Raw genomic sequence first — 20,654 nt, 5'->3', positions numbered from 1 at the left:
ATCTAGAGTTTCATAGGAAGCGCACATGGTCAAGCCGGATGCGCGTTTTCGGCGCATTGTTGCAAAGATGACGTTTTATGAACTGTTTTCACGACAGCCTATTGTTTGGGAGAAACACCAATACTTATGCGCTTGTGACCGTGCCTATGTTGTACCCGAACCGCTAAAGCCATGTGATCTGCCGTTAGCCGTCGCTAAATTACCATCAGCGTAGGCAATCGTGAGCCATGCTACACTGGTGGAAGCCTTGAATCTAGGAGTGATGAGGTATGACTTCCCGCTAAAGTCGCACCGGCTCGCGGAATGCCCGCCCAGATGGTGGGCTCTAAAAATTTCAGAAATAACCCTGCTTTGGTTCGATACATTTCAGAAGCGCATAGTGAGCGCTTGGGACACCAAAGTTCTGAGGGTTTTATTGTTATACCTTCCGCACCTGCAGCCGGTGACTTGGGATTATTCAGGCACTAAGAAGTGCCTCTCTCACGACTTATTCATCTCACCCGTCCCACGTATTGCAGGCGTGCGAACACCATGCTCAAGCGGCTTCGGGTGACTAAGCACCGCAAGGTTTTATCACAATGTCTACAATTCTTGACGCGGCACAGCTATGCCGCACCTTTGGCAAGGGTGAACGCGCTTTCACCGCTGTCGATAATGTTTCACTCAGCATAAGTTCCGGCGAAATTCATGCTCTGCTCGGTCCCAATGGAGCGGGGAAAACAACGGTTGTACAGATGTGCGCAACACTGCTGACTCCCACAAGCGGTACCGTTCGCATCGACGGGGTGGATGCGCTTGCACACCCCCAGCGTGCGCGCGCATCCCTAGGGCTTGTACTCGGCGGGGATACCGGGTTCTATCCGCGAGCATCCGCCCGCGATAATCTTCTCTTCTTCGCCGACCTTGCCGGAGTTAGCGCGCGCAAACGCCGTACCCAGGTGGCGAGCGCTTTGGAACGGGTCGATCTTGCAGATGTCGCCGCGAAGAAGGTACAAGAGTTTTCCCGCGGTATGAAACAACGTCTGCACATCGCGCGGGCACTGCTGGGCGAGCCAAAACTGCTGCTTTTGGATGAGCCGACGAATGGGCTTGACCCAGATATTTCGCTGACAATACGCCAGCTAATTCGCGCCCTCGCTGATGACGGCACCGCCATTTTACTCACGAGCCATCTGCTGGGCGAGATTGAGGAGTTAGCGCATCGGGTCACGGTCATCGGTGCCGGTCGCATGGCGGTTTCGGGCACAGTGGCGGATATTACCGCGCACGCCGGGATCTCCGTTACCACCGTGGGGCGTGTGGATGCGAATGCCGGGCCGGTGCTTCAAGAACTTGCTCGGTCTTTGGGCGATGCGGGAACAGTGTTGCTGACCCCGCGCGGCAGCGAGTGGGAGATCACCGTGTACTGGAATGAACGTTCTGTTTCGGAAAAGCCGCACCCCTTCAGTACCGAACACGCAGAGGCTCTGCTGACCCGTATTCTCGCTGAGCGTGAGGTTCAGATGCTCACACCACTGTATACTCGCCCAGCCACTCTCGAAGAGGCATACCTGGCCATGGCGGAAGGACTGAAACGATGAACCGGCAACTTCGCTTGATGTCTTTTTCTCTGCGCCAATTCCTCACAGTTCCCTACTTCCTACAATTACTGCTGCTGAGTACCTTTGGGGCGACGGCCCTGCAGGCGCTCGCCGCCGGTGCCTGGCCAGTTGATGCAACCCTCGCCTGGACTCGCGCAGGTATTATCGGCACCTGGAACATGTGCATTGTTAGTGCCGGAATCCTCAACTTTGAGCGCTACCGGGGAACGTTCGTGTATCTGCTCAATGGTGCCGTGAACCCGCTGCGGGCGCTCGCAGCGGTGGTCTCAACTGCCTCCATTTTTGGGCTTGCCGCCCTGCCATTGGCCTGGGTTTTCTGGGCGCTGTGCACCTTCTCGGTAGATTTTACAGACTTTACTCAGGTGGGTGCACGCTATCTGGTGGGTCTTTCGCTGCTGTGGATCTCGTGTCTGGCGGTGACCTTCGTGATTGCAGGGTTCTTTGTGGCGACCCCGAACGCTATCGCCTATGAGGAGCTGCTGCTTGTGCCGGTTTTCGTGGCTTCCGGGGTGCTTTTTACCGAGAGTTCCGCGCCTGCATGGCTTGATGGGCTCGGCACGCTGATTCCGATTCAGGCACCCGTGAAGGTTCTGCTTGGGCAGATGCCTATGAACTCATTCGGTGACTTTCTGGGCGTTGTACTGCAAACCTGTGCGGTCACAGCCCTCTGGATGCTCGCGGCATATCTATTGGGTAGGCGAGCACTACGCGCGGCAACGGTACATGGCACTCTGGGTGCAATCTAGGAGGCTGCGATGTTTAAACGAACGAACTTTCTCTATCGTCTGAACAGTACCGCCAAGGTTGGGTGGTCTTCATCCATCACCTTCGCCACAGTTGGTACGGCACTCAGCACCCTCGTGATCGTACCGGGGATGAGCGTGCTGTTCAGCGTTCTACTAGGACGCGATCTTTCCGCACCTGATCCTGTGCGGATCGCATGCGCCTCTGCCCTGGCAAGCGTGGTACTCAGCGTGGCAGTCGGTGTTGTGGCGCGCGCGGCGACCGACCGCTGGCTGGGAGTGTTCGAGCAGGTGTGCACCGCCCGACGGTTTGATGCGGCTTATTGGCTGGGAGTCTCTGCAATGCCCGTGCTTTTAGCTCTGATCACTGGCATCACGAACCTGGGTGTTGCAGCTGCCTATACCGGTTTCGGTGGTTCCCTTGAAGGCAGCCTGTCCATGCTTGTGCGTTCTGTGACACTCTTACCCCTGGCTCTCATGGCAGGTGTATGTCTGGGTGTTTTCGCCGCTGGGCTGGGGTTGTATCTTTCCGACCCATATCTGGGAGGAACTATCTTAGGAGCGCTTCTGCCTATCAGTGCGGGCGTGATCGTGCCGGTAGATGCATACCCGGCGTGGCTGGCGGCATTGTGTACATTGGTTCCCGGCGGACGAACGATTGCTTTGGTGAGCGGCTCTTCTGAAATGGTGGATTCAACAGTTGTGACTGAGGTGCTAGTCTGCGTACTTTGGGCACTTGCGGGGCTTGTCCTAGTACATGCCGCTGCGCGACGCATCCGCTCGGGTGCACGCACGAATCTGCTATAACCTTTCCCTTCTCGCGAGCAGGTGGTTTTTGTCCCGAGCAGGTAGGGTTTTTCTACCTGCTCAGTCAGATCCTATCTGTTCGCGAGGCAGTAACTACTCAAGATTTTGAGGATTTTAATGTCTACTTTTACTCTTATGTCTTTGGGCTACGATGCCCTCTGGCACGGGCAAGCTGTAGCCGCCGCCTACGCTGATAATCTCGATCTTCACGAACTCGCGATCGCCCGAGTCAGCACGATCCACCGCACCCGGTTCGAGGCCATAGGTGCTCCTTTCCCGGATGCCCCGGACTCTGCCGTACCTTTGCGTACGTTTTCGGTGACACTCTCCACTGCCCCGCATGATGACGAGACCGAGAGTCTTCCAGTCGTTGGTGACTGGGTTTTGCTTGACGCGCACCCAGACCACACCGTCCTGCTCGCTATTCTGCCGCGCCGCACTTACCTGGACCGCCCGAGTGCTACGCGCATCTCAACTGCGCAGCCGGTAGCAGCGAATGTTGATGCGCTATGCATTGTGGAGCCAGTATTCCCCGAGCCTTCGGTGGGACGCATCGAACGGTACGTGGCACTGGCACGCTCCAGCATGTGTGAAGCGGTTCTAGTGCTAACAAAAACCGATTTATGTTCCGCAGATGCATTTGAGGACTACCGCAGCTCCTTAGGCCGCGATGTAGATGCAGTTCACGCGGTCAGTGTGGATTCGCCGGCGAGTATTGCGGATTTCTACGCATCCCTAACCGGCAAAACGGCAGTTTTACTGGGGCGTAGCGGTGCAGGAAAATCTACACTTGTGAATACGATGCTCGGAGACACGTATTTTAGCGGTGCGCCTGGGACGATCCCGCAGGTTGTCTCAGGTGTTCGTGCCTCCGACGGCAAGGGCAGGCACACCACAACTTCTCGCCACATGCTCGTGGGTAAACATGCTGTGGTCATTGATACGCCAGGTGTTCGTGCACTGGCAGCGACAACTGATCCTCACGCCATCGACGAGACTTTTACGGATATTTCGGTTCTTGCCGCTAAATGCCGCTATACGGATTGTGCGCATCGCAGCGAACCTGGATGCGCGGTGCGTGAGGCTCTCGGTTCCGGGCTTTTGGATGCCGAGCGCTTCGACCGTTACCAGCGGATGCGCCGCGAATCTGAAAATCAGCGCCTGCGTGCAGATGAGCGTGCGTACCGCGAGCAAAACCGTCGATTTACCAAAGCGAACAAGAGCGGCCGCCGCACCCTCATGCGTGTCAAAGGACGCAGCAGGTAGACGATTCTTCCTACTCTCTATCCACAAGCAGGTGTCTTTTGTCCCGAGCAGGTAGGATTTTTCGGCATGGTCGGCCAAATCCTACCTGCTCGCGGACGTCAGGATTTAGAGCTTATCGCCCATCGAGACGTCAATAATCTGCCCGGTAATTGTTTGCGATGAGTTCTGAGTGAGCAGACCAATTACTTCTGCTACATCCTCAGGCTGGGTAACCTTCTTCATCGCATTGCCGGATTTCACGAATTCGGCTGCCTCCGCATTATCGCGCAGCCAGGCGGCATTAATGTCAGTATCGACCACCCCGGGCGCCACAAGGTTCACTGTAATACCCTGAGGTCCAAGCTCAACAGCCATATTCCGCACCAGGTATTCCAGTGCAATCTTACTCATACCATAGCCCGTCATCGCGGGGAACGCGTAGCGAGTCAAAACCGACCCGGTGAAAACATAACGCCCACCCGGTGCGCTCATAAGCGGCACCAGCCCGGCAGCAAGTTCGTAGGGGGCAACCGTATTGATCTGCAGCAGACTGCGCAGAGCCTCTCCATCGAGCTCCTGGAAGGTTCCCTGCGTGCCAACACCTGCGTTGAGCACAGCAACGTCGAGAGTATCCCCACCCAGCGCATCCTTCACGTGAGCCAGAAAGACAGAAACGGACTGCGGGTCTGAGAAATCAGCCTGTACAGGTGTTACTTTTACCCCGCGCTCGGATGCGACAGCCTCTACCTCACTGAAGTCCGGGTTCTCCGCACGGTGCTGCGCAATCACGTGATACCCCAGCTGCGCCAGCCGAACCGCAGTCGCCTTACCAATACCGCGGCTGGCGCCGGTGACGAGAGCGATCTGTGCCATATTTCCTCCTTGTATGAGCTGTGAAAGACGCTGAAAGTTCAGCATCACCTTTCAGCATAGTGAAATAAAAGAGGAGCTGTCTATCAAGGGACACTGTACCTATCGCTAGATATGGCATCGACAGATACGCCGCTGCAGATTTCTAGGTCCAGCACAGGCATTGGCTCCCCGGTAAAAACCTTCTGGTTTACCATCGTTATTGCGGGATATATCTGTCTCAAACTAGTTGATAGCACAGTTTTAGCACTGCAAATAACTCCAAAGGGCAAGTTATTAAAAAGAATAACAATTCTTATTAGGCCTATAAAAGGGAGCCGGACCAACTATTCGGCAAACCCATGCTTTTCATGGATACTATTGGATTCGGTATAAATTTATCCTCAAGAAGATTAACAATTTTTCCTTGCCACGATGAATTAGGGGATATAGTTCGCAACAAAAATGCCATAAGGACAAGAGTGCCATAGATCCGTCCACTTTGCCCGTCAGGTAAAGTAGAAAGCCCATGTACCGTACGCAAAGCATTGGTAGAGGCAGGGGTAAAAGACTTATTCCAGAGTCTTCCATGATGAGCACATGTATTCCTCACAATGGATAGTTGCTCAAACCAGCGTACAAGTGGATGACTGCGAAGTGTTTTCCTCCGCAGATTTGCGGGCAGCAGATTTAGGTCAATATTCACGCCTAAATCTTCCGCCAATTTATATTGATCAGTTGTTTTCAACCCTTCATAAAGCTTTGAAATATCAGAAAAATCAAGGACATCAGCAAGAACCCAAAAAGGGTATTGACCACCATATTGATCTGCATAATGCTTAATAGATTCATTACGTCGCATAGCACGAGAAACGCGTTTATCAGCAGTTTCTAGCCATTCTTCATGTTTAAAATTAGGCCGAAATATAATCTTATTACGATAACTTAGTGATCCTTCAGAAACTAACAACTCACCAATACGAGCTCGTAAAGCTACTTCAATACGTTCGATACCATCATGAATAAGCGTACGAAGCTTACGATCAGCCTCATAAAGAGCTATAACATCTTCAAACGAGGTTCTGGGCATAAACAGATCACCTCTACATATTTGTCCATCAGAATTTTTAGTTATAATTCGATTCGGATACCAATACGCTGACAAACGGTAATAAGAGATATTACTTAGCCACTGCTGAGCTATATCATCTTCGATGCTCATCCCCCGCTTACGTAACCGCTCAATCTGCTGCTCAAGCGTTATTGGTGGCTTTAGAGGTATTGTTCCCAATGTATCCGCCTTTGATATATAAAAAGAGATCCAGCCCACTCTCAATGTAAATCGAGGCGGGCTGAACGATTGCCTCCATTCTACACGTTCTTGATCCCAATATCACCCCAAAAACCGTGCTAGGGCAGTAATTTACCTCTCAAGTCGCTACACTAGAGAACAAGCTAACAAAGCATTCGCCAACTAGTCGAGCCCGAGTCAAGGAGCCCCATGAGCGACGCATCGAACACCACGCAGACAGAAGAAATGCCCCTCGTTCCCATCCCTAAAAAAGTTGAGCATATTCGTGAGTATCACGGCGACACTTTTATCGACCATTACGAGTGGATGCGCGATAAAGAAAATCAGGAAGTCCTCGACTACCTGAACGCGGAGGCAGACTACACCGCCGCCGTCACAGCGGATCAGCAGCCGCTACGCGAGCGCATCTTTGAGGAGATCAAGTCCCGTACCCTGCTCACAGATTTGACGGTTCCGAACCGCATCGGCGATTGGTGGTATTACAGCCGCATGGTTCCCGGCGGGCAGTACCCGATTTTCTACCGTTACCCTGCCCTGCATGAGGGCGACGAGGTGGTGCGCTACACTCCCCCGGTTATTAAGCCCGGCGAGCCGCTAGAGGGCGAATCGGTGGTGCTTGACTGCAATGAGTACGCCAAAGACATGGAGTTCTTCGCACTCGGCGTGTTCCAGCCTTCGCGTAACGGTAAGCTTCTGAGCATTTCGGTTGATGAGAAAGGCGACGAACGTTACGAGCAGCGCTTCCTCAACCTGGAAACCGGCGAGTTCCTGCCCGATACCATCCCGAATATTAGCGGCGGGTCGTTCTTCATTAACCATGCGCAGCAGCTCGTGTACACGGTGCCGGACGATTCGTGGCGGCCCTACCGCGTGTATGTGCACGATATTGGCGCGGACACCGAAGACCACCTGATCTACGAGGAAACTGACCCCACCATGTGGCTGGGTTCAGCAATGAGCGCCGACCGTTCGTCCATCGTACTCTCAAGCGGCAACTCCGAGTTTACCGAGGTCAGCCTAGTGCCTATTGCCGAGCCGAAGAGCACGCCGCGCGTGATTATTCCGCGGGATGCGCGCATTGAGTACCAGGCGGAGCCGATCACGATTGCCGGTGAAACCCATCTGCTGATTCAGCACGACTATAAGGCGCTGAACTCGGAGCTGGTGCTCGCCGATATGCCGCAGGAAGGCGAATCTTTAGAGGAATATTCGAAGCGTTGGGTTCCGGTGATTCGTCACAGCGAAAATGTTCGCCTCGAAGGGTTCACACTCTCTGCGACCCACCTGGTGGTGACCGCCCGCGCGGATACAACCACCCGCCTGTTCCTTGCCCCGCGGGAGCAGCTGCCCGTGCAGTGGCGCCGCAAGAAGCCCGCAGGTATCACGTTCATGGAGCCTGCCGGGTTCGATGAGGAACTGTACACCGCTGGCGTGCTGCGTGCCGAGAACTATTCCCCGGTTATCCGCATCGCCTACACCTCATTCCTAACTCCGCGCCGTGTATACGATTATTTCCCCATGTCGCAGACCCTGCTTCTGCGCCGCGAGACCCCGGTGCTTGGGGGTTATCAGCGTGAGGATTATCGTGCCTACCGTGACTGGGCACCCGCCGCCGATGGAACCCTCATCCCCATCTCGGTGATTCACCGCGCCGATCTTGACCTGACACAGCCGCATCCGGTGCTTCAGTATGCTTACGGCTCCTACGAAATTTCGATGGACCCCATGTTCTCTATCCCCACACTGTCGATTCTGGACCGCGGAGTGGTGTACGTGATTGCGCATATTCGCGGTGGCGGCGAGATGGGGCGCACCTGGTACCTCAACGGCAAGAAGCTTCACAAGAAGAACTCATTCACTGATTTTGTGGATGTCACCGATTACCTGGCGACCAAGCCGTGGGCGGATCCTGCGCGTATCGCCTGCTACGGTGGTTCTGCAGGCGGGTTGCTCATGGGTGCCGTGCTGAACCTGGCTCCTGAGAAATATGCGGTCTCAATAGCCCAGGTCCCCTTCGTGGATGCGCTCACCACCATCCTTGACCCTGACCTGCCGCTTTCTGCTTTGGAATGGGAAGAATGGGGCAACCCCATTGAAGATAAGGAAGTGTACGAGTACATGAAGTCCTACACTCCCTATGAGAACATCCGCCCTGTGCGCTACCCCGCCATCGCGGCAGTAACCAGCTTGCACGATACACGCGTGTTCTATGTGGAGCCCGCCAAATGGGTTGCAAAACTGCGCGAAACCATCGACCCGTCATCCCCCACCCCGCTGTTGAAGATCGATATGACTGGCGGACATGGAGGGGGTTCCGGGCGGTATACCCGCTGGCGTGAGATCGCTTGGGACTACGCCTTCATCCTCACGCACCTAGGGATTACCAAATAAGCGGGTATACCCTTCCGCACGCAGATTTGGTACCTCGCGCGCTCGGAATCTGCATGCTCCAGCCCGCTGGCGTGAGATCGCGTGGGACTACGCCTTCATCCTCACACACCTAGGGATCACCGAATAAGCGGGTATACCCTTCCAATGTGTCCTCTTCCTGAGGACACAAAAGGCTCTTTATTCCAATAAAGCGGCGAATAATACGCTTTATTCGAATAAAGAGCCTTTTTAGCAGGTTGTCAGGGATGCCCCACAAGCCCGCGTTCTAGGGCGGCCGCGTGCACATCATCCCAGGTTCCGGAGGCTACAAGCTCGCCGTCTTCCATCACAAGCACCTCATCGACCGCCGCCAAAACCTTGGGAACCGTACGGTGCGTAATGTAAACAAACCCTTCCATGCTCTCGAAAAGAGCACGCTCAACCCGTCCCGCCGTAGCGTGGTCCAGCCCAGTGGTAAGCTCATCCACAATGTAGAAAGAGCGTTCGTGCAGGAGCATACGTGCAAGTAAGATACGCTGTTTCTCCCCGCCGGAAAGCGACCTCAAATCGTCGCTCAGCATATAATCAAGACCCTTCGCGGAAACCCATTCGCCCAGACCTGCGCGCTCACAAGTCCTGAGAATCTGCACATCCGGCACCGACGGATCATACAGGCGAATATTTTCGCGCAGGCTATCGTGCAGCAGATGACTATCCTGCGCGAGCAGCCCTAGGGAGGCATGCATATCCTGTTCGGTAATCTCACGCAGATCGCGCGTCTGCCCAGATTCGTGTACCTCAATAGTTCCGCTGTATTCGGGGTGATTTCCAAAAAGAGGTTTGAAAAGCGTAGATTTGCCTGATCCGGATGCGCCAATCACCAAATACTTTTTACTCGTCTCAAACATGAAACTCACACCACACCCCGCCGACTTTTCGCCCAGCGGCTTGACGTCACGATAGGTAATCGCGTCCAGTGTGATAGGCTCGCCCGGTCGGTAATCTTCCACAGCGGGTACTTCTGCATCAATCTTGCGAATAATCTCACGACCTGCATAATACTGGGTGAGCAAACCCGTAGACATAAATAGCGGCATGCAAATCATACCGGTCAACTGGGCAAAAGCGACCACCTCACCCACGCTCGATAGCCCCGAGAGCACCAACGCCCCACCGGCAAGCCACGTTCCCAAATACAGAAGTTTCGTGAACATACTATTGACGGCGTCTACACGTTCCTGCGTGCGCTGATAACTCTGCGCCGCCACGTACCATTCACTCAATTCTTCAGAAAAGCGTTTAGCCACGAATGAGTATGCGCCCAGAATCTTCCACCCCAAAGCGCTGCGGAGCGTATCACCGCTAACCTCGTTCAACGCGTCGGTCTGCGAAGCATAAACTTTCGTCACGGCGCCAATACGTTTTCGAGTCAGCATCGGCATCAAACCCACCGGCAGGCTCAGCGCAAGAATAGCGCACGCCATGAACGGGTTCAGAATAAAAGCAGCGACAATGGCGAGAATAAGCTGCGTGGCAAGGTACCCGCCCCAGAAAATAACGTCAATATAGTTGGTTTTAATGTTTTCAAGCTGACTCGTGAACTGCGAAAAATAATATTCGGAGCTCCTGCCCGTCAACCGCGCTACGGGAGAAAGCCCGATTCGGCGGAACAGTTCTGCACGCAGATTATTCTGAATCTGCACCCCAGCGAGAGCGGCACGGTACTGGCGTGCGTAATGAAAAAATGTATCGACGATAAGGTATACGGGCACGGCAAGAAACATCAGGAGAAAAAGCTTATGATCGCCCGTGATAACGGCATCGGATAGGTATTTGATGAGCACACTTTCAAGCACCGAACTTACAGCAAGCACAAGAGTAAGCACGATAAGCATTAGGAAGGTCCCCGAGCTGAGACTTCGGATAACCTTCATGCTTTCCTCCCCAATCTACTATGCTGCATATCACTACTGTACCGTATGAGGGTGAATGTGCCGCGTGTCTGCTGCGGGCTTCTCCCCTTTTACTCATCGCGCTGCTGCACTGTATTCAGCATAGAAAGGCTCTTTATCCGAATAAAACGATAAAAAATACGCTTTATTCGGATAAAGAGCCTTTTTAGAGCCCGAACAGAGTGCTTATCGAGGGTGCTTGGGTAATTAGCCTTCCACACCGCAAGCCTGCAGAATAAGCTCACGCACGCGAGCCGCATCCGCCTGGCCTCGGGTAGCCTTCATGACTTGGCCAACGATTGCGCCCGCTGCCTGAACCTTACCAGCACGAATCTTATCGGCAACATCCGGCATGGCCGCCAAAGCTTCCTCAACGGCGGCGGTGAGCGCACCATCATCAGAGACCACAGCAAGACCGCGAGCCTCAACGATCTCGGCAGGCTTACCTTCGCCAGCAAGCACATGCTCCAGAACCTTACGGGCGATCTTATCGTTGATCTTACCTTCGCCGATCAGCGCTTCAAGCTCCACCACCGTTGCGGGTTCAACTCCCAAATCGGTTAGTTCAACTTCTGCCTGCTTAGCTTTACGGGCAATTTCACCCATCCACCACTTGCGGGCAGCGGATGCGCTAGCCCCAGCGGCAATAGTCTGCTCAACAACATCAAGAGCACCGGCATTGACCACGTCACGGAACTCTTCATCTGAGTACCCCCACTCCGCCTTCAACCGGCGGCGTCGTTCCGCAGGAGGCTCGGGCAGGCTCGCACGTAGCTCTTCAACCCACGCCGTCTCGGGTACCACGGGCACCAGGTCGGGTTCCGGAAAGTAGCGGTAATCGTCAGCATCAGATTTGGGACGCCCTGATGACGTCTCACGGGTATCCTCATGCCAGTGGCGGGTTTCCTGCTGAATTTTCTCGCCACGCTCCAAAATAGCAGCGTGACGGCGAATTTCATAGCGTACCGCACGTTCCACCGAGCGCAGAGAGTTAACGTTCTTCGTCTCCGAACGAGTACCGAATTTCTCGCTCCCTTTGGGCATGAGCGAAACGTTTGCGTCACATCGCACGTTACCGCGCTCCATGCGAGCATCCGAGATACCCAAGCCTTTGACAATCTCACGAATCGCCGCAACATAGGCGCGTGCCAGTTCGGGCGCACGCTCGCCAGCGCCCACAATCGGGCGGGTCACAATTTCGATTAGCGGCACACCGGCGCGATTGTAGTCCACCAGCGAGAATGCCGCGCCCTGGATGCGCCCGTCGGCACCGCCCACGTGGGTGAGCTTACCGGCATCTTCCTCCATATGCGCGCGCTCAATCTCAACGGTAAAGACGGTTCCGTCTTCGAGTTCTACATCCAGCTTGCCGTTCTCAGCTATAGGACCGTGATGCTGCGAGGTCTGGAAGTTCTTCGGGGAATCCGGGTAAAAGTAGTTTTTACGCGCAAAATACGAGATAGGTGCGATATCGCATCCCAGGGCAAGACCCAGCTTAATAGCTGATTCAACTGCAACCTTGTTCACCACGGGAAGCACACCGGGCAGCCCAAGCGAGACCGGGGTGATATTGGTGTTCGGTTCATCCCCGAAAACGTTCGGAGCGGCATCGAACATTTTGGTGTTTGTATTGAGCTCTACATGCACCTCAAAACCAAGCACCGGATCATATTTCTCGATGGCTTCTTCGAAGCTGAGGACTTCTTCACTCATTACTTGGTACCCCCAAAGTCAAAGTCGCTAATCAGATTTTCGGTGTTGGGAATGCGGGCGTAGAACGGCGCACCCCAGGTATCATTCAGAAGCGCTTCCAAACCGGCGCCCACCCGGTACAGGCGTGCATCTTCGCGTGCGGGGGCGGTGAACTGTATGCCCACTGGCAATCCGTCTTCGTCAGCAACGCCTGCCGGAAGCGAAATCGCGGGAACCCCTGCAAGGTTTACCGGCACGGTTGCCACATCGCCCAAGTACATCGCCATAGGGTCGCCCTTGGTTTTCTCACCCAGTTTGAAGGCGGTCGTTGGCGAAGTCGGAGAAACCAGCACATCGCACTTCTCAAAAGCTGCGGTGTAATCACGCTGAATAAGAGTACGCACGCGCAATGCCGCACCGTAGTGGGCATCGTAGTTACCCGCTGAAAGTGCATAGGTACCCAAAATGATGCGGCGCTTAGTCTCGTCGCCAAAACCAGCTTCGCGGGTAGCTGCCATGACGCGCTCAATGGTCACCGGACCGTCTTCGGGTATAACGCGCAGGCCGTACCGCACACCGTCGTATTTTGCCAGGTTTGAAGATACCTCGGAGGACATAATCATGTAGTAAGCGCTAATCGCTTCCTTCACTGAAGGAAGGGAAACTTCTACAACCTCAGCCCCAGCCTTCTCCAGCAGCTTTAGGGCGTCGTGGAAACGGTCAAGAACACCCTGTTGGAAGCCACTGCCGGAACCGCCACCGAGTTCTTTAATAACGCCGATGCGCATCCCTTTGAGGGATTCAGGGTTGGCACCCTCAAGAGCCTGAGCTGCAAAAGGACCGACTGGTTCATTCAAAGAGGTAGAGTCCATGGGGTCGTGACCGGCGATAGCTTCGTGAAGCATCGCGGTATCGAGCACGGTACGAGCGCAGGGACCTACTTGGTCAAGCGAAGATGCCATAGCAATTACGCCGTAGCGGGATACCGAACCGTAGGTCGGTTTTACGCCTACAGAACCGGTGAGGGAGGCAGGCTGGCGAATAGATCCGCCTGTATCAGTTCCAAGAGCTAAGGGAGCCTGGAAAGCCGCAACAGCGCTGGCAGATCCGCCGCCAGAGCCGCCGGGGGCACGATCAAGCGCCCATGGGTTACGAACTACGCCGAATGCCGAGTGCTCATTCGAGGAACCCATAGCAAACTCGTCAAGGTTAGTCTTCCCCAAGATTGGCATGCGTGCTGCACGCACCTTGCGAGTTACGGTACCGTCATAGGGGCTCATCCATCCTTCAAGCATGCGCGATCCGGCGGTGGTGGGCTGTCCCTTTGTGACGATCAAGTCTTTAACGGCGATGGGTACACCAGCGAGCGCGGGCAGCTCTTGACCTGCCGCACGGTCAGCATCAACAGCCTGCGCGATCTCCAGGGCTTCCTCACGGTTGATGTGCAGGAAAGCGTTCAGACCACTTTTACCGTCAGCGCGGTTCTCGCTGAGTGGGGTGCCGTCGGTTGCTTCAATGCGATCTATATGCGCCCGGGTAAGCTCAACGGCAGAAATCTCACCGGCTGCAAGTTTTTGAGCGGCTTCAGCCGCAGTGAGCACAATAAGTTCGTTCACGTCTTCCCCTTAGTCTTCGTCGAGAATTGCGGGCACGCGGAATTTGCCATCCTGCGCATCGGGGGCACCTGAAAGCGCCTCTTCCTGGGTGAGGGTCTGCCCCACAACATCTTCACGCAAGACGTTCTGAAGCGAAATCGGATGGCTGGTCGGGGGTATGTCTGGGGTGACGGTTTCAGACAGATGCTCCATCGAGCTGACAATAATATCGAGCTCTGCCGCCATAGCGTTGAGCTCGTCCTCGGTCATCTCGATGCGTGCCAGTTCGGCAAGGTGCTTAACCTGCTCGGTGGTGATGGCAGACATGATTCTCCGTTAGGTATACTTTCAATTCTCTATCTAGTGTACCCGCCGGCTCGCAGGTATGCTGACGTATTGGTGATCTAGCGAGAGAGTTTTTAGATTTGCAGGGACTCCAAACCTATAAGCCTGCACAGAATAGATTTTCGCTCTGGCATTCATAAAAGTCTGAAGTGTAAAAGGGCAGTATCGTGCCTAGACGTATATGAGCCCCACCTTCCCGAAGGAAGATGGGGCTCATATGTCTACGTTAAGGTGAACTCCCCAAATTATGCGGGGATGTTCAGAACCTGACCGGGGAAGATCAGGTCAACATTGTAGACAACGTCGGTGTTAGCAGCTGCGATTGCCTGGTAACCACCAGCAACGCCGAGCTGAGCAGCGATACCGGAGAGGGTATCACCGGACTGCACGGTGTAGGTGCCAGCAGCGGTTGCTGCGGGTGCCTGAGCTGCAGGTGCTGCTTCCTGAACAGGTGCTGCGGGAGCTTCCTGAGCAGGAGCCTGAGTCGTAGGTGCGGGAGCTGCAGGTGCTGCTTCCTGAACGGGCTCGGAGTAGGACTGCTGAGCCTGTGCCTGAGGTGCTACCTCCTGCTGAGCTGCACCGGGATCGGTGTAGGAGGGGGTTGCGTTACCGGACAGACCGAGCTTCGAGGAGCATGCGGGCCATGCGCCCCAGCCCTGCTGTGCAAGCAGACGCTCTGCTGCCTCAATCTGCTGCTCACGGGAAGCGTTCATGGGGGAACCGGACATGCCGACACCGTTCCAGGACTGCTGGGTGAACTGCAGACCACCGTAGAAACCGTTGCCAGTGTTGGTTGCCCAGTTACCACCGGACTCACACTGTGCCAGAGCATCCCAGGTGGATGCCGGTGCTGCGTTTGCAGCAGGCGCGGCAGCGGCTGCAGCTGCACCACCAATAGCGAGAGCAGCAACAGTACGGCGGATTGCGGAAGTGTTCTTCATAATGCTCCAAATAAGGCCATCCACGCTCACTCCGTCCCCGGAGCTTCATAGCGTTACCGCTCACCCGTTTTAACAAATTGATTACTTGTCGAGGCTCTACCATGTGAGCGGCTATCCACGTGATTCACGCTTCCACCATAGTCGCGTATTGCGGGGTAGACGGCAGAGGCGCATCCTCACGTGGGGACGTGCGGTAGAACCGGGCATCGTTTTGGGGTTTCCGGTCCCAAAACTAAATTTCTGATTGATTCCAAATAAAGGAATCGTTCTGCAGATAAAGATAGCTGAGAAAACTCAAGATTCCAACCTCTTCTATGCTCTCAGCAAGCGTTCTGAGTCCTCACAGGGAACTCCCAGGTAAATTAACTCAGGGTAGACTAAGTTCAAACTTTTAAAACCTCGATTCCTACTCATCCATTGCCATACCAAGGAAGCATACAAGAACGACTCTTCTATATTCTGTTTCCGGGGGTGAGCTTTATCATTTCGTAATAGTGACCCTGCACCCATTTAAAAATTTTTTAAAAAATTTTTCGCTTGCGGCGTGTTTTAAGGGTTCATGACGACGTGAGCCCAACCCACTTAACAGTTCTGCGGCGCGATGGCGCGCCTTAGCATATCTGTACGATCTTTGGGGAGATTATGTGCTTAAATCACCCCATATGGAACTATTTTCGGGCGTTAACAACCCTATTACCGGATTTCAGGCCCTTCATCGCAGTACATCATGCAGCTGCGCTACCCCACACCAAATACCAGCTATACAGCGTAACCTTTCGCCGTTATTTGGTAGATAACTCGGAGTAAGAGTCCTACTCCCCCGGTGCTAGCGCATCGGGCCCCTGGGCCAAAAGTTTCGTAAACCCGTCTTCATCAAGAACCGGAATTCCCAGGGCCTCGGCCTTATCGAGTTTTGACCCCGCAGAGGCTCCAGCAACCACAAAATGGGTCTTCTTAGACACAGACCCGGAGGCGCGTCCGCCGCGCACGATAATCGCTTCCTTCGCGCTGTCACGGCTATAGTTCACAAGGGTTCCGGTCACAACCACGGTCACGCCTTCGAGCGTGCGTTCTATTGACTCGTCACGCTCATCTTCCATACGCACACCGGCGGCCGCCCAACGGGCAAGAACTTCGCGATGCCAATCCGTTGCAAACCATTCGATAATCGAATCGGCGATAACGCCGCCCACACCATCAACAGCCGCTAACCTATCCCGGTCAGCCTGGGCGATCGCATCCATAGAGCCAAATTCGGTGGCAAGGGCTCGCGCCGCGGTTGGCCCCACATGGCGAATCGATAAGGCTACAAGCACGCGCCAGAGAGGCTGCGATTTTGCTTTCTCAAGCTCTACAAAGAGATTTTGTGTGTTCTTCGTAGGAACAGGGTCTGGCTTTGCTTTCGTGGGCTTCGTATAGAAGTACGGAACAAGCTCAAACTTGCCGGTACCCACCCCCTTGACCTTCTTCTCGCGGCGAATTTTCACATCGCGTAGATCTTCGGCGGTGAGATCAAAGAGGAACGCCTCACTCGTGAGCGGAGGCTGCTCAGGCTCGGCGGGAGCTGTCAAAGCCTTAGCCGCCTCAAAGCCGAGTGCTTCAATATCGAAAGCACCCCGCGACGCGGCGTAGTAGATGCGCTCGGTCAGCTGCGCCGGGCAGGAACGGTAATTGGGGCAGCGCATATCGACGTCGCCCTCTTTACCGGGAGCCAACGTCGTACCGCAGGAAGGGCACTCGGTGGGCATAACGAACTCGCGTTCATGACCGTTACGAAGAGCAACCACAGGCCCCACGATCTCGGGAATCACGTCGCCAGCCTTACGAAGAACCACGGTGTCTCCGATAAGCACACCCTTGGCCTTCACCACATCCTGATTATGTAAGGTTGCGCGTTCAACGGTAGAGCCCGAGACAAGCACGGGTTCCATCACACCATAGGGGGTCACGCGGCCGGTACGCCCAACATCCACGCGAATATCGAGAAGCTTGGTGTTAACCTCTTCGGGCGGGTATTTATACGCTACAGCCCAGCGCGGCACTCGCGAGGTGTACCCCAGTTGAGTCTGCGCTACAAAGTCATTGACCTTGATGACTATGCCGTCGATCTCGTGCACCAGGGAATGGCGCTTTTCACCGTACTCGGCAATATACCGAAGAATATCATCGACTGAAGTAAAAAGTTTGCTGTATGGACTAGTGGGAAGCCCCCAAGCGGCCAATTGCTCGTAGGTTTGGTACTGGGAGTTCACATCTAGCCCGGTCCGCGAGCCTACGCCATGAACATACATGCTCAGAGGGCGTTCAGCGGTCACGGCAGAGTCTTTCTGACGCAGGGATCCTGCCGCGGCGTTTCGGGGGTTGGCGAACGGGTTCTTCCCCTCAGACACCATTTTTTCGTTGAGTTTCTTGAAGTCTGCCGATGAAATGAAAACCTCGCCGCGTACTTCAAGCTCCGCCGGGTGGTTCTCCCCCGCTAATTTCTGTGGGATTGAGGCTATAGTGCGCACATTATGGGTTACATCCTCACCCGTAGTACCGTCACCACGAGTAGCCGCACGCACCAACACACCGTTACGATACAGCAGATTGACCGCAAGACCATCAATCTTCAGCTCCGTAAGCCACTGCGGTGCGGTGCCGGTGAGAAGACGGGTATTTTCCTCGGCCTTTGTTAGCCATGCCCGAAGCTCCTCAAGAGAAAAAACATCCTCAAGGGAGTACATGCGTACCAGATGGGTTACCGGCGAAAAAGCCTCGCTGACTTCTCCACCTACCTCTTGGGTAGGCGAATCGTTAGCAATCAACGCGGGATATTGTGCCTCAATCTGCTCAAGCCTGCGGTAGAGCCTATCGTATTCGGCATCTGAGAGAGTCGGGGCATCTGCCTGATAGTAGTCATGCCGAGCGGTGCGAATAGTATCGGTCAGCTCGGCATATTCGGCGCGAATAGTATCGGTCAGCTCAGCGCTCGAATCTAGCGCCTTGAGGGCACGGTCAAGGGATGCGGGAGTTTCAGCAAGATTTTCAGTCACCCCACTAGTCTAACCGTTCACTTTCCCCGATGCGCCGGTTAATGTCACGGGGAAAGACTAGTCTTGCGCTTCTATGGCGTCAGCAACAATCACGGTAATATTATCGCGACCGCCCGAGCGCAGCGCCTCATGCTGAAGCACATCGGCGGCATCTTGCGGGTGACGTATAGAGGTAAGAACACGCGCCATATATTCATGGGAAAGCTCGCCAGAAAGACCGTCCGAGCAGAGCATCAGACGGTCGCCCGCTCGTGCGGGAAGCACCCAAAAATCGGGTTCCCAAAAATTACCTGTACCTAGTGCACGGGTAATCACATTTCTGCGCGGGTGCGTTAGGGCTTCAAGCTGAGTAATCTGCCCTTCATCCACCAGATATTGAACCTCAGAGTGATCAGTAGTGACCTGCTCAAGAGATACATTGCCCTCGTTGCCCGGCAGGCGTTCCATTTCAGCGTGGTGAATACCATCGTCTTCACGCATCAACCGGTATGTACGAGAATCGCCAATATTAAAGACAACCCACAGGTACTGCTGACCTATATTGGTAAGCCACGCGCCGGTTACGGTGGTACCGCCTGAACGCGAAAGCGCATCTTTAATACTGTCGTTCGTTTCACCCAAAATCTCACGTGTGCGATCAAGGGCACGCACAATTTCATGGTTCAGTTCATTTGTTAAACGACGATGGCGCTGCTTTGAATTTTTATCTTGGTAGTCCTGTTTAATCTTTTCGACACGCTGACGGTAGTTTTCTTGTTCTTCTTCGCTCATACCGCCGGGTCGAGTAAAAAAATGCGAATACGCCAGCTGACGTACACACAACCGCGATGCGACCTCTCCCGCTTCGTGACCGCCCATACCGTCGGCCACCACGCATAGAGACCCCGCTACAGCCATCGAGTCCTCGTTGTTGTCACGATGAGCCCCACGATGAGTCGCACCGCCGGTGCGCAGGGTCAGGTTCAAGGGAGTTGCCATGATGTATCGTTCTCCGTTATGTAACTAGCGCCGGGCGTAACCGCCACAGGGTCTACATTACCAAAGCTACGCACGTTGCGTGTGCCTTGGTACGTCAGAGTAAAGCGGTCGCCATACTCTTTGAGCGTTTCGGCGGTCTCGCTATCGGTCAGCACAGAACCGGGTTCCGCGAGAGATACCAGCCGTGAAGCAAGGTTTACGCTCGAACCATAAACATCTCCACGATTCGCCAGGACCTCGCCCCAAATAAATGCTACACGCACTTCTGGCAGTTCAGGGTCTTTTCCGATTTGCTCCGCCAGTTTCAGACTGATCTCGGCGATAGCCTCGGGAGCCTCCGTGAGGAAGAAAACTTCATCGCCTAGAGTCTTAATGATGCGCCCGCCGCTCGGAGCAATAATATCGAGACAGCTTTGTTCAAAACGGTTGATAAGACGCGCTAATTCGGGGGCACTCAGGTTACGAACCAGGGAGGTATACGACACCAAATCAACGAAACCTACACCCCGCACGAGGGGGAGCTGAGCTGGCTCCGACCCCAGCTTTTTATTCTCGCGCAGAGCGAGACGAAGAACACCCGTATACATTTGACGACGATAAGCGTAGAGCGCGAGTTCTTCGAGAACCGGCATGAGATCTGCAAGACGGAAGAGAAGCTGACGGCGTGCCTGCGCATCGTCTACACCATCACGATCCATAATGTCGTGCACCAGCGTTTCAATCTGCCACGCCACAATGCGATCGGTCAGCTGCCCTACGGACCGTGTCAAAGAGACAATGCTCTCTTCCGCAACAAGATTCGTTCGGTTGAGATTCTCCAGGTCTTCGAGCATATTGACGTCGAGTTCCGTGAAATGGGGATCGGCGGCGTGAATATCAGGAAAACCCATATTGCGCCAGATCCGGCGAGCATCTTCAAGGCTCATCTGCGCGGCAGCAGCGGCTTCTCGGGGTTTATATCGGCGGCCCTCTCCCAGCAGGGCGCGTTCAAGCACGCGCACGCCTTCTTTTGAGGTTTCGTCACGGTAAATATTGTTTTGCGCTAGGTTCTGCAGAATACGCAGATTCAACATCTGGGTTTCGGGGCCCAACGTTCGGGGATTCTTATACGGGGTAGCCTCAACGCTATCGCCAGATAGGCTCTCATGAGTCATAGGCGTTGAGTTCTCCTTCCTTGTCCCCTGGATAT

Annotated in this window: 15 protein-coding genes; 5 read left to right on the top strand and 10 right to left on the bottom strand. The window is 54.5% G+C overall.

What is annotated here, in order from left to right; genetic code table 11:
- Positions 1-578: 578 nt before the first annotated feature.
- From HMPREF2609_RS02440 to rsgA, 4 genes are all read left to right on the top strand, one after another.
- Positions 579-1,580, top strand: coding sequence for an ABC transporter ATP-binding protein (locus tag HMPREF2609_RS02440; protein ID WP_048753031.1), 1,002 nt, complete (start codon positions 579-581; stop codon positions 1,578-1,580).
- A 17-nt stretch (positions 1,581-1,597) separates the two neighbouring features.
- Complete coding sequence (locus HMPREF2609_RS02435) at positions 1,598-2,347, top strand: hypothetical protein (RefSeq protein WP_246825542.1); 750 nt, start codon at positions 1,598-1,600, stop codon at positions 2,345-2,347.
- Between the two features lie 9 nt (positions 2,348-2,356).
- Complete coding sequence (locus tag HMPREF2609_RS02430; protein ID WP_048753028.1) at positions 2,357-3,151, top strand: hypothetical protein; 795 nt, start codon at positions 2,357-2,359, stop codon at positions 3,149-3,151.
- 117 nt (positions 3,152-3,268) lie between these two features.
- Complete coding sequence (gene rsgA / locus HMPREF2609_RS02425; RefSeq protein ID WP_231375383.1) at positions 3,269-4,417, top strand: ribosome small subunit-dependent GTPase A; 1,149 nt, start codon at positions 3,269-3,271, stop codon at positions 4,415-4,417.
- Between the two features lie 105 nt (positions 4,418-4,522).
- Here the strand turns inward: rsgA and HMPREF2609_RS02420 are convergent, their stop codons facing one another.
- Both HMPREF2609_RS02420 and HMPREF2609_RS02415 read right to left on the bottom strand, forming a co-directional pair.
- Positions 4,523-5,269, bottom strand: a complete 747-nt coding sequence (locus HMPREF2609_RS02420; RefSeq protein ID WP_070534877.1) for an SDR family NAD(P)-dependent oxidoreductase — start codon at positions 5,267-5,269, stop codon at positions 4,523-4,525.
- Between the two features lie 301 nt (positions 5,270-5,570).
- A complete protein-coding gene (locus HMPREF2609_RS02415) occupies positions 5,571-6,575 on the bottom strand; it encodes an Abi family protein (protein WP_065423715.1) in 1,005 nt (334 codons plus the stop codon).
- Positions 6,576-6,746: 171 nt separating this feature from the next.
- Here HMPREF2609_RS02415 and HMPREF2609_RS02410 point away from each other — a divergent pair, with 171 nt between their 5' ends.
- A complete protein-coding gene (locus tag HMPREF2609_RS02410) occupies positions 6,747-8,948 on the top strand; it encodes a S9 family peptidase (RefSeq protein WP_070534874.1) in 2,202 nt (733 codons plus the stop codon).
- A 239-nt stretch (positions 8,949-9,187) separates the two neighbouring features.
- Here HMPREF2609_RS02410 and HMPREF2609_RS02405 read toward each other — a convergent pair whose 3' ends face one another.
- The 8 genes from HMPREF2609_RS02405 to HMPREF2609_RS02370 all read right to left on the bottom strand — a co-directional run bounded on the left by HMPREF2609_RS02405 (position 9,188) and on the right by HMPREF2609_RS02370 (position 20,619).
- Positions 9,188-10,861, bottom strand: coding sequence for an ATP-binding cassette domain-containing protein (locus tag HMPREF2609_RS02405; protein ID WP_070534872.1), 1,674 nt, complete (start codon positions 10,859-10,861; stop codon positions 9,188-9,190).
- Between the two features lie 225 nt (positions 10,862-11,086).
- On the bottom strand, positions 11,087-12,592 hold the full coding sequence (gatB, locus tag HMPREF2609_RS02400; RefSeq protein ID WP_048778636.1) for an Asp-tRNA(Asn)/Glu-tRNA(Gln) amidotransferase subunit GatB: 1,506 nt from the start codon (positions 12,590-12,592) through the stop codon (positions 11,087-11,089).
- On the bottom strand, positions 12,592-14,187 hold the full coding sequence (gatA, locus tag HMPREF2609_RS02395) for an Asp-tRNA(Asn)/Glu-tRNA(Gln) amidotransferase subunit GatA (RefSeq protein ID WP_070534870.1): 1,596 nt from the start codon (positions 14,185-14,187) through the stop codon (positions 12,592-12,594). The genes gatB and gatA overlap by 1 nt, the downstream gene beginning before the upstream one ends.
- Before the next feature lie 9 nt (positions 14,188-14,196).
- Positions 14,197-14,493, bottom strand: a complete 297-nt coding sequence (gene gatC / locus HMPREF2609_RS02390; RefSeq protein ID WP_004006192.1) for an Asp-tRNA(Asn)/Glu-tRNA(Gln) amidotransferase subunit GatC — start codon at positions 14,491-14,493, stop codon at positions 14,197-14,199.
- A gap of 263 nt (positions 14,494-14,756) precedes the next feature.
- Positions 14,757-15,452, bottom strand: coding sequence for a transglycosylase family protein (locus HMPREF2609_RS02385; protein ID WP_172461385.1), 696 nt, complete (start codon positions 15,450-15,452; stop codon positions 14,757-14,759).
- Positions 15,453-16,264: 812 nt separating this feature from the next.
- On the bottom strand, positions 16,265-18,415 hold the full coding sequence (gene ligA, locus HMPREF2609_RS02380) for an NAD-dependent DNA ligase LigA (protein ID WP_246825550.1): 2,151 nt from the start codon (positions 18,413-18,415) through the stop codon (positions 16,265-16,267).
- Between the two features lie 129 nt (positions 18,416-18,544).
- Positions 18,545-19,465 carry a PP2C family protein-serine/threonine phosphatase gene (locus HMPREF2609_RS02375; RefSeq protein WP_004006189.1) on the bottom strand — a complete coding sequence of 307 codons (921 nt, stop codon included), beginning with the start codon at positions 19,463-19,465 and terminating at the stop codon, positions 18,545-18,547.
- Positions 19,450-20,619, bottom strand: a complete 1,170-nt coding sequence (locus HMPREF2609_RS02370) for an adenylate/guanylate cyclase domain-containing protein (RefSeq protein WP_048751560.1) — start codon at positions 20,617-20,619, stop codon at positions 19,450-19,452. Before HMPREF2609_RS02370 ends, HMPREF2609_RS02375 begins: the two co-directional genes overlap by 16 nt.
- Positions 20,620-20,654: the final 35 nt, after the last annotated feature.

The organism is Rothia sp. HMSC058E10, assembly GCF_001809415.1.
GTDB lineage: Bacteria > Actinomycetota > Actinomycetes > Actinomycetales > Micrococcaceae > Rothia > Rothia dentocariosa.
Note: the sequence above shows the minus strand (reverse complement) of the source record. Positions and strands in the feature narration are given on the sequence as shown.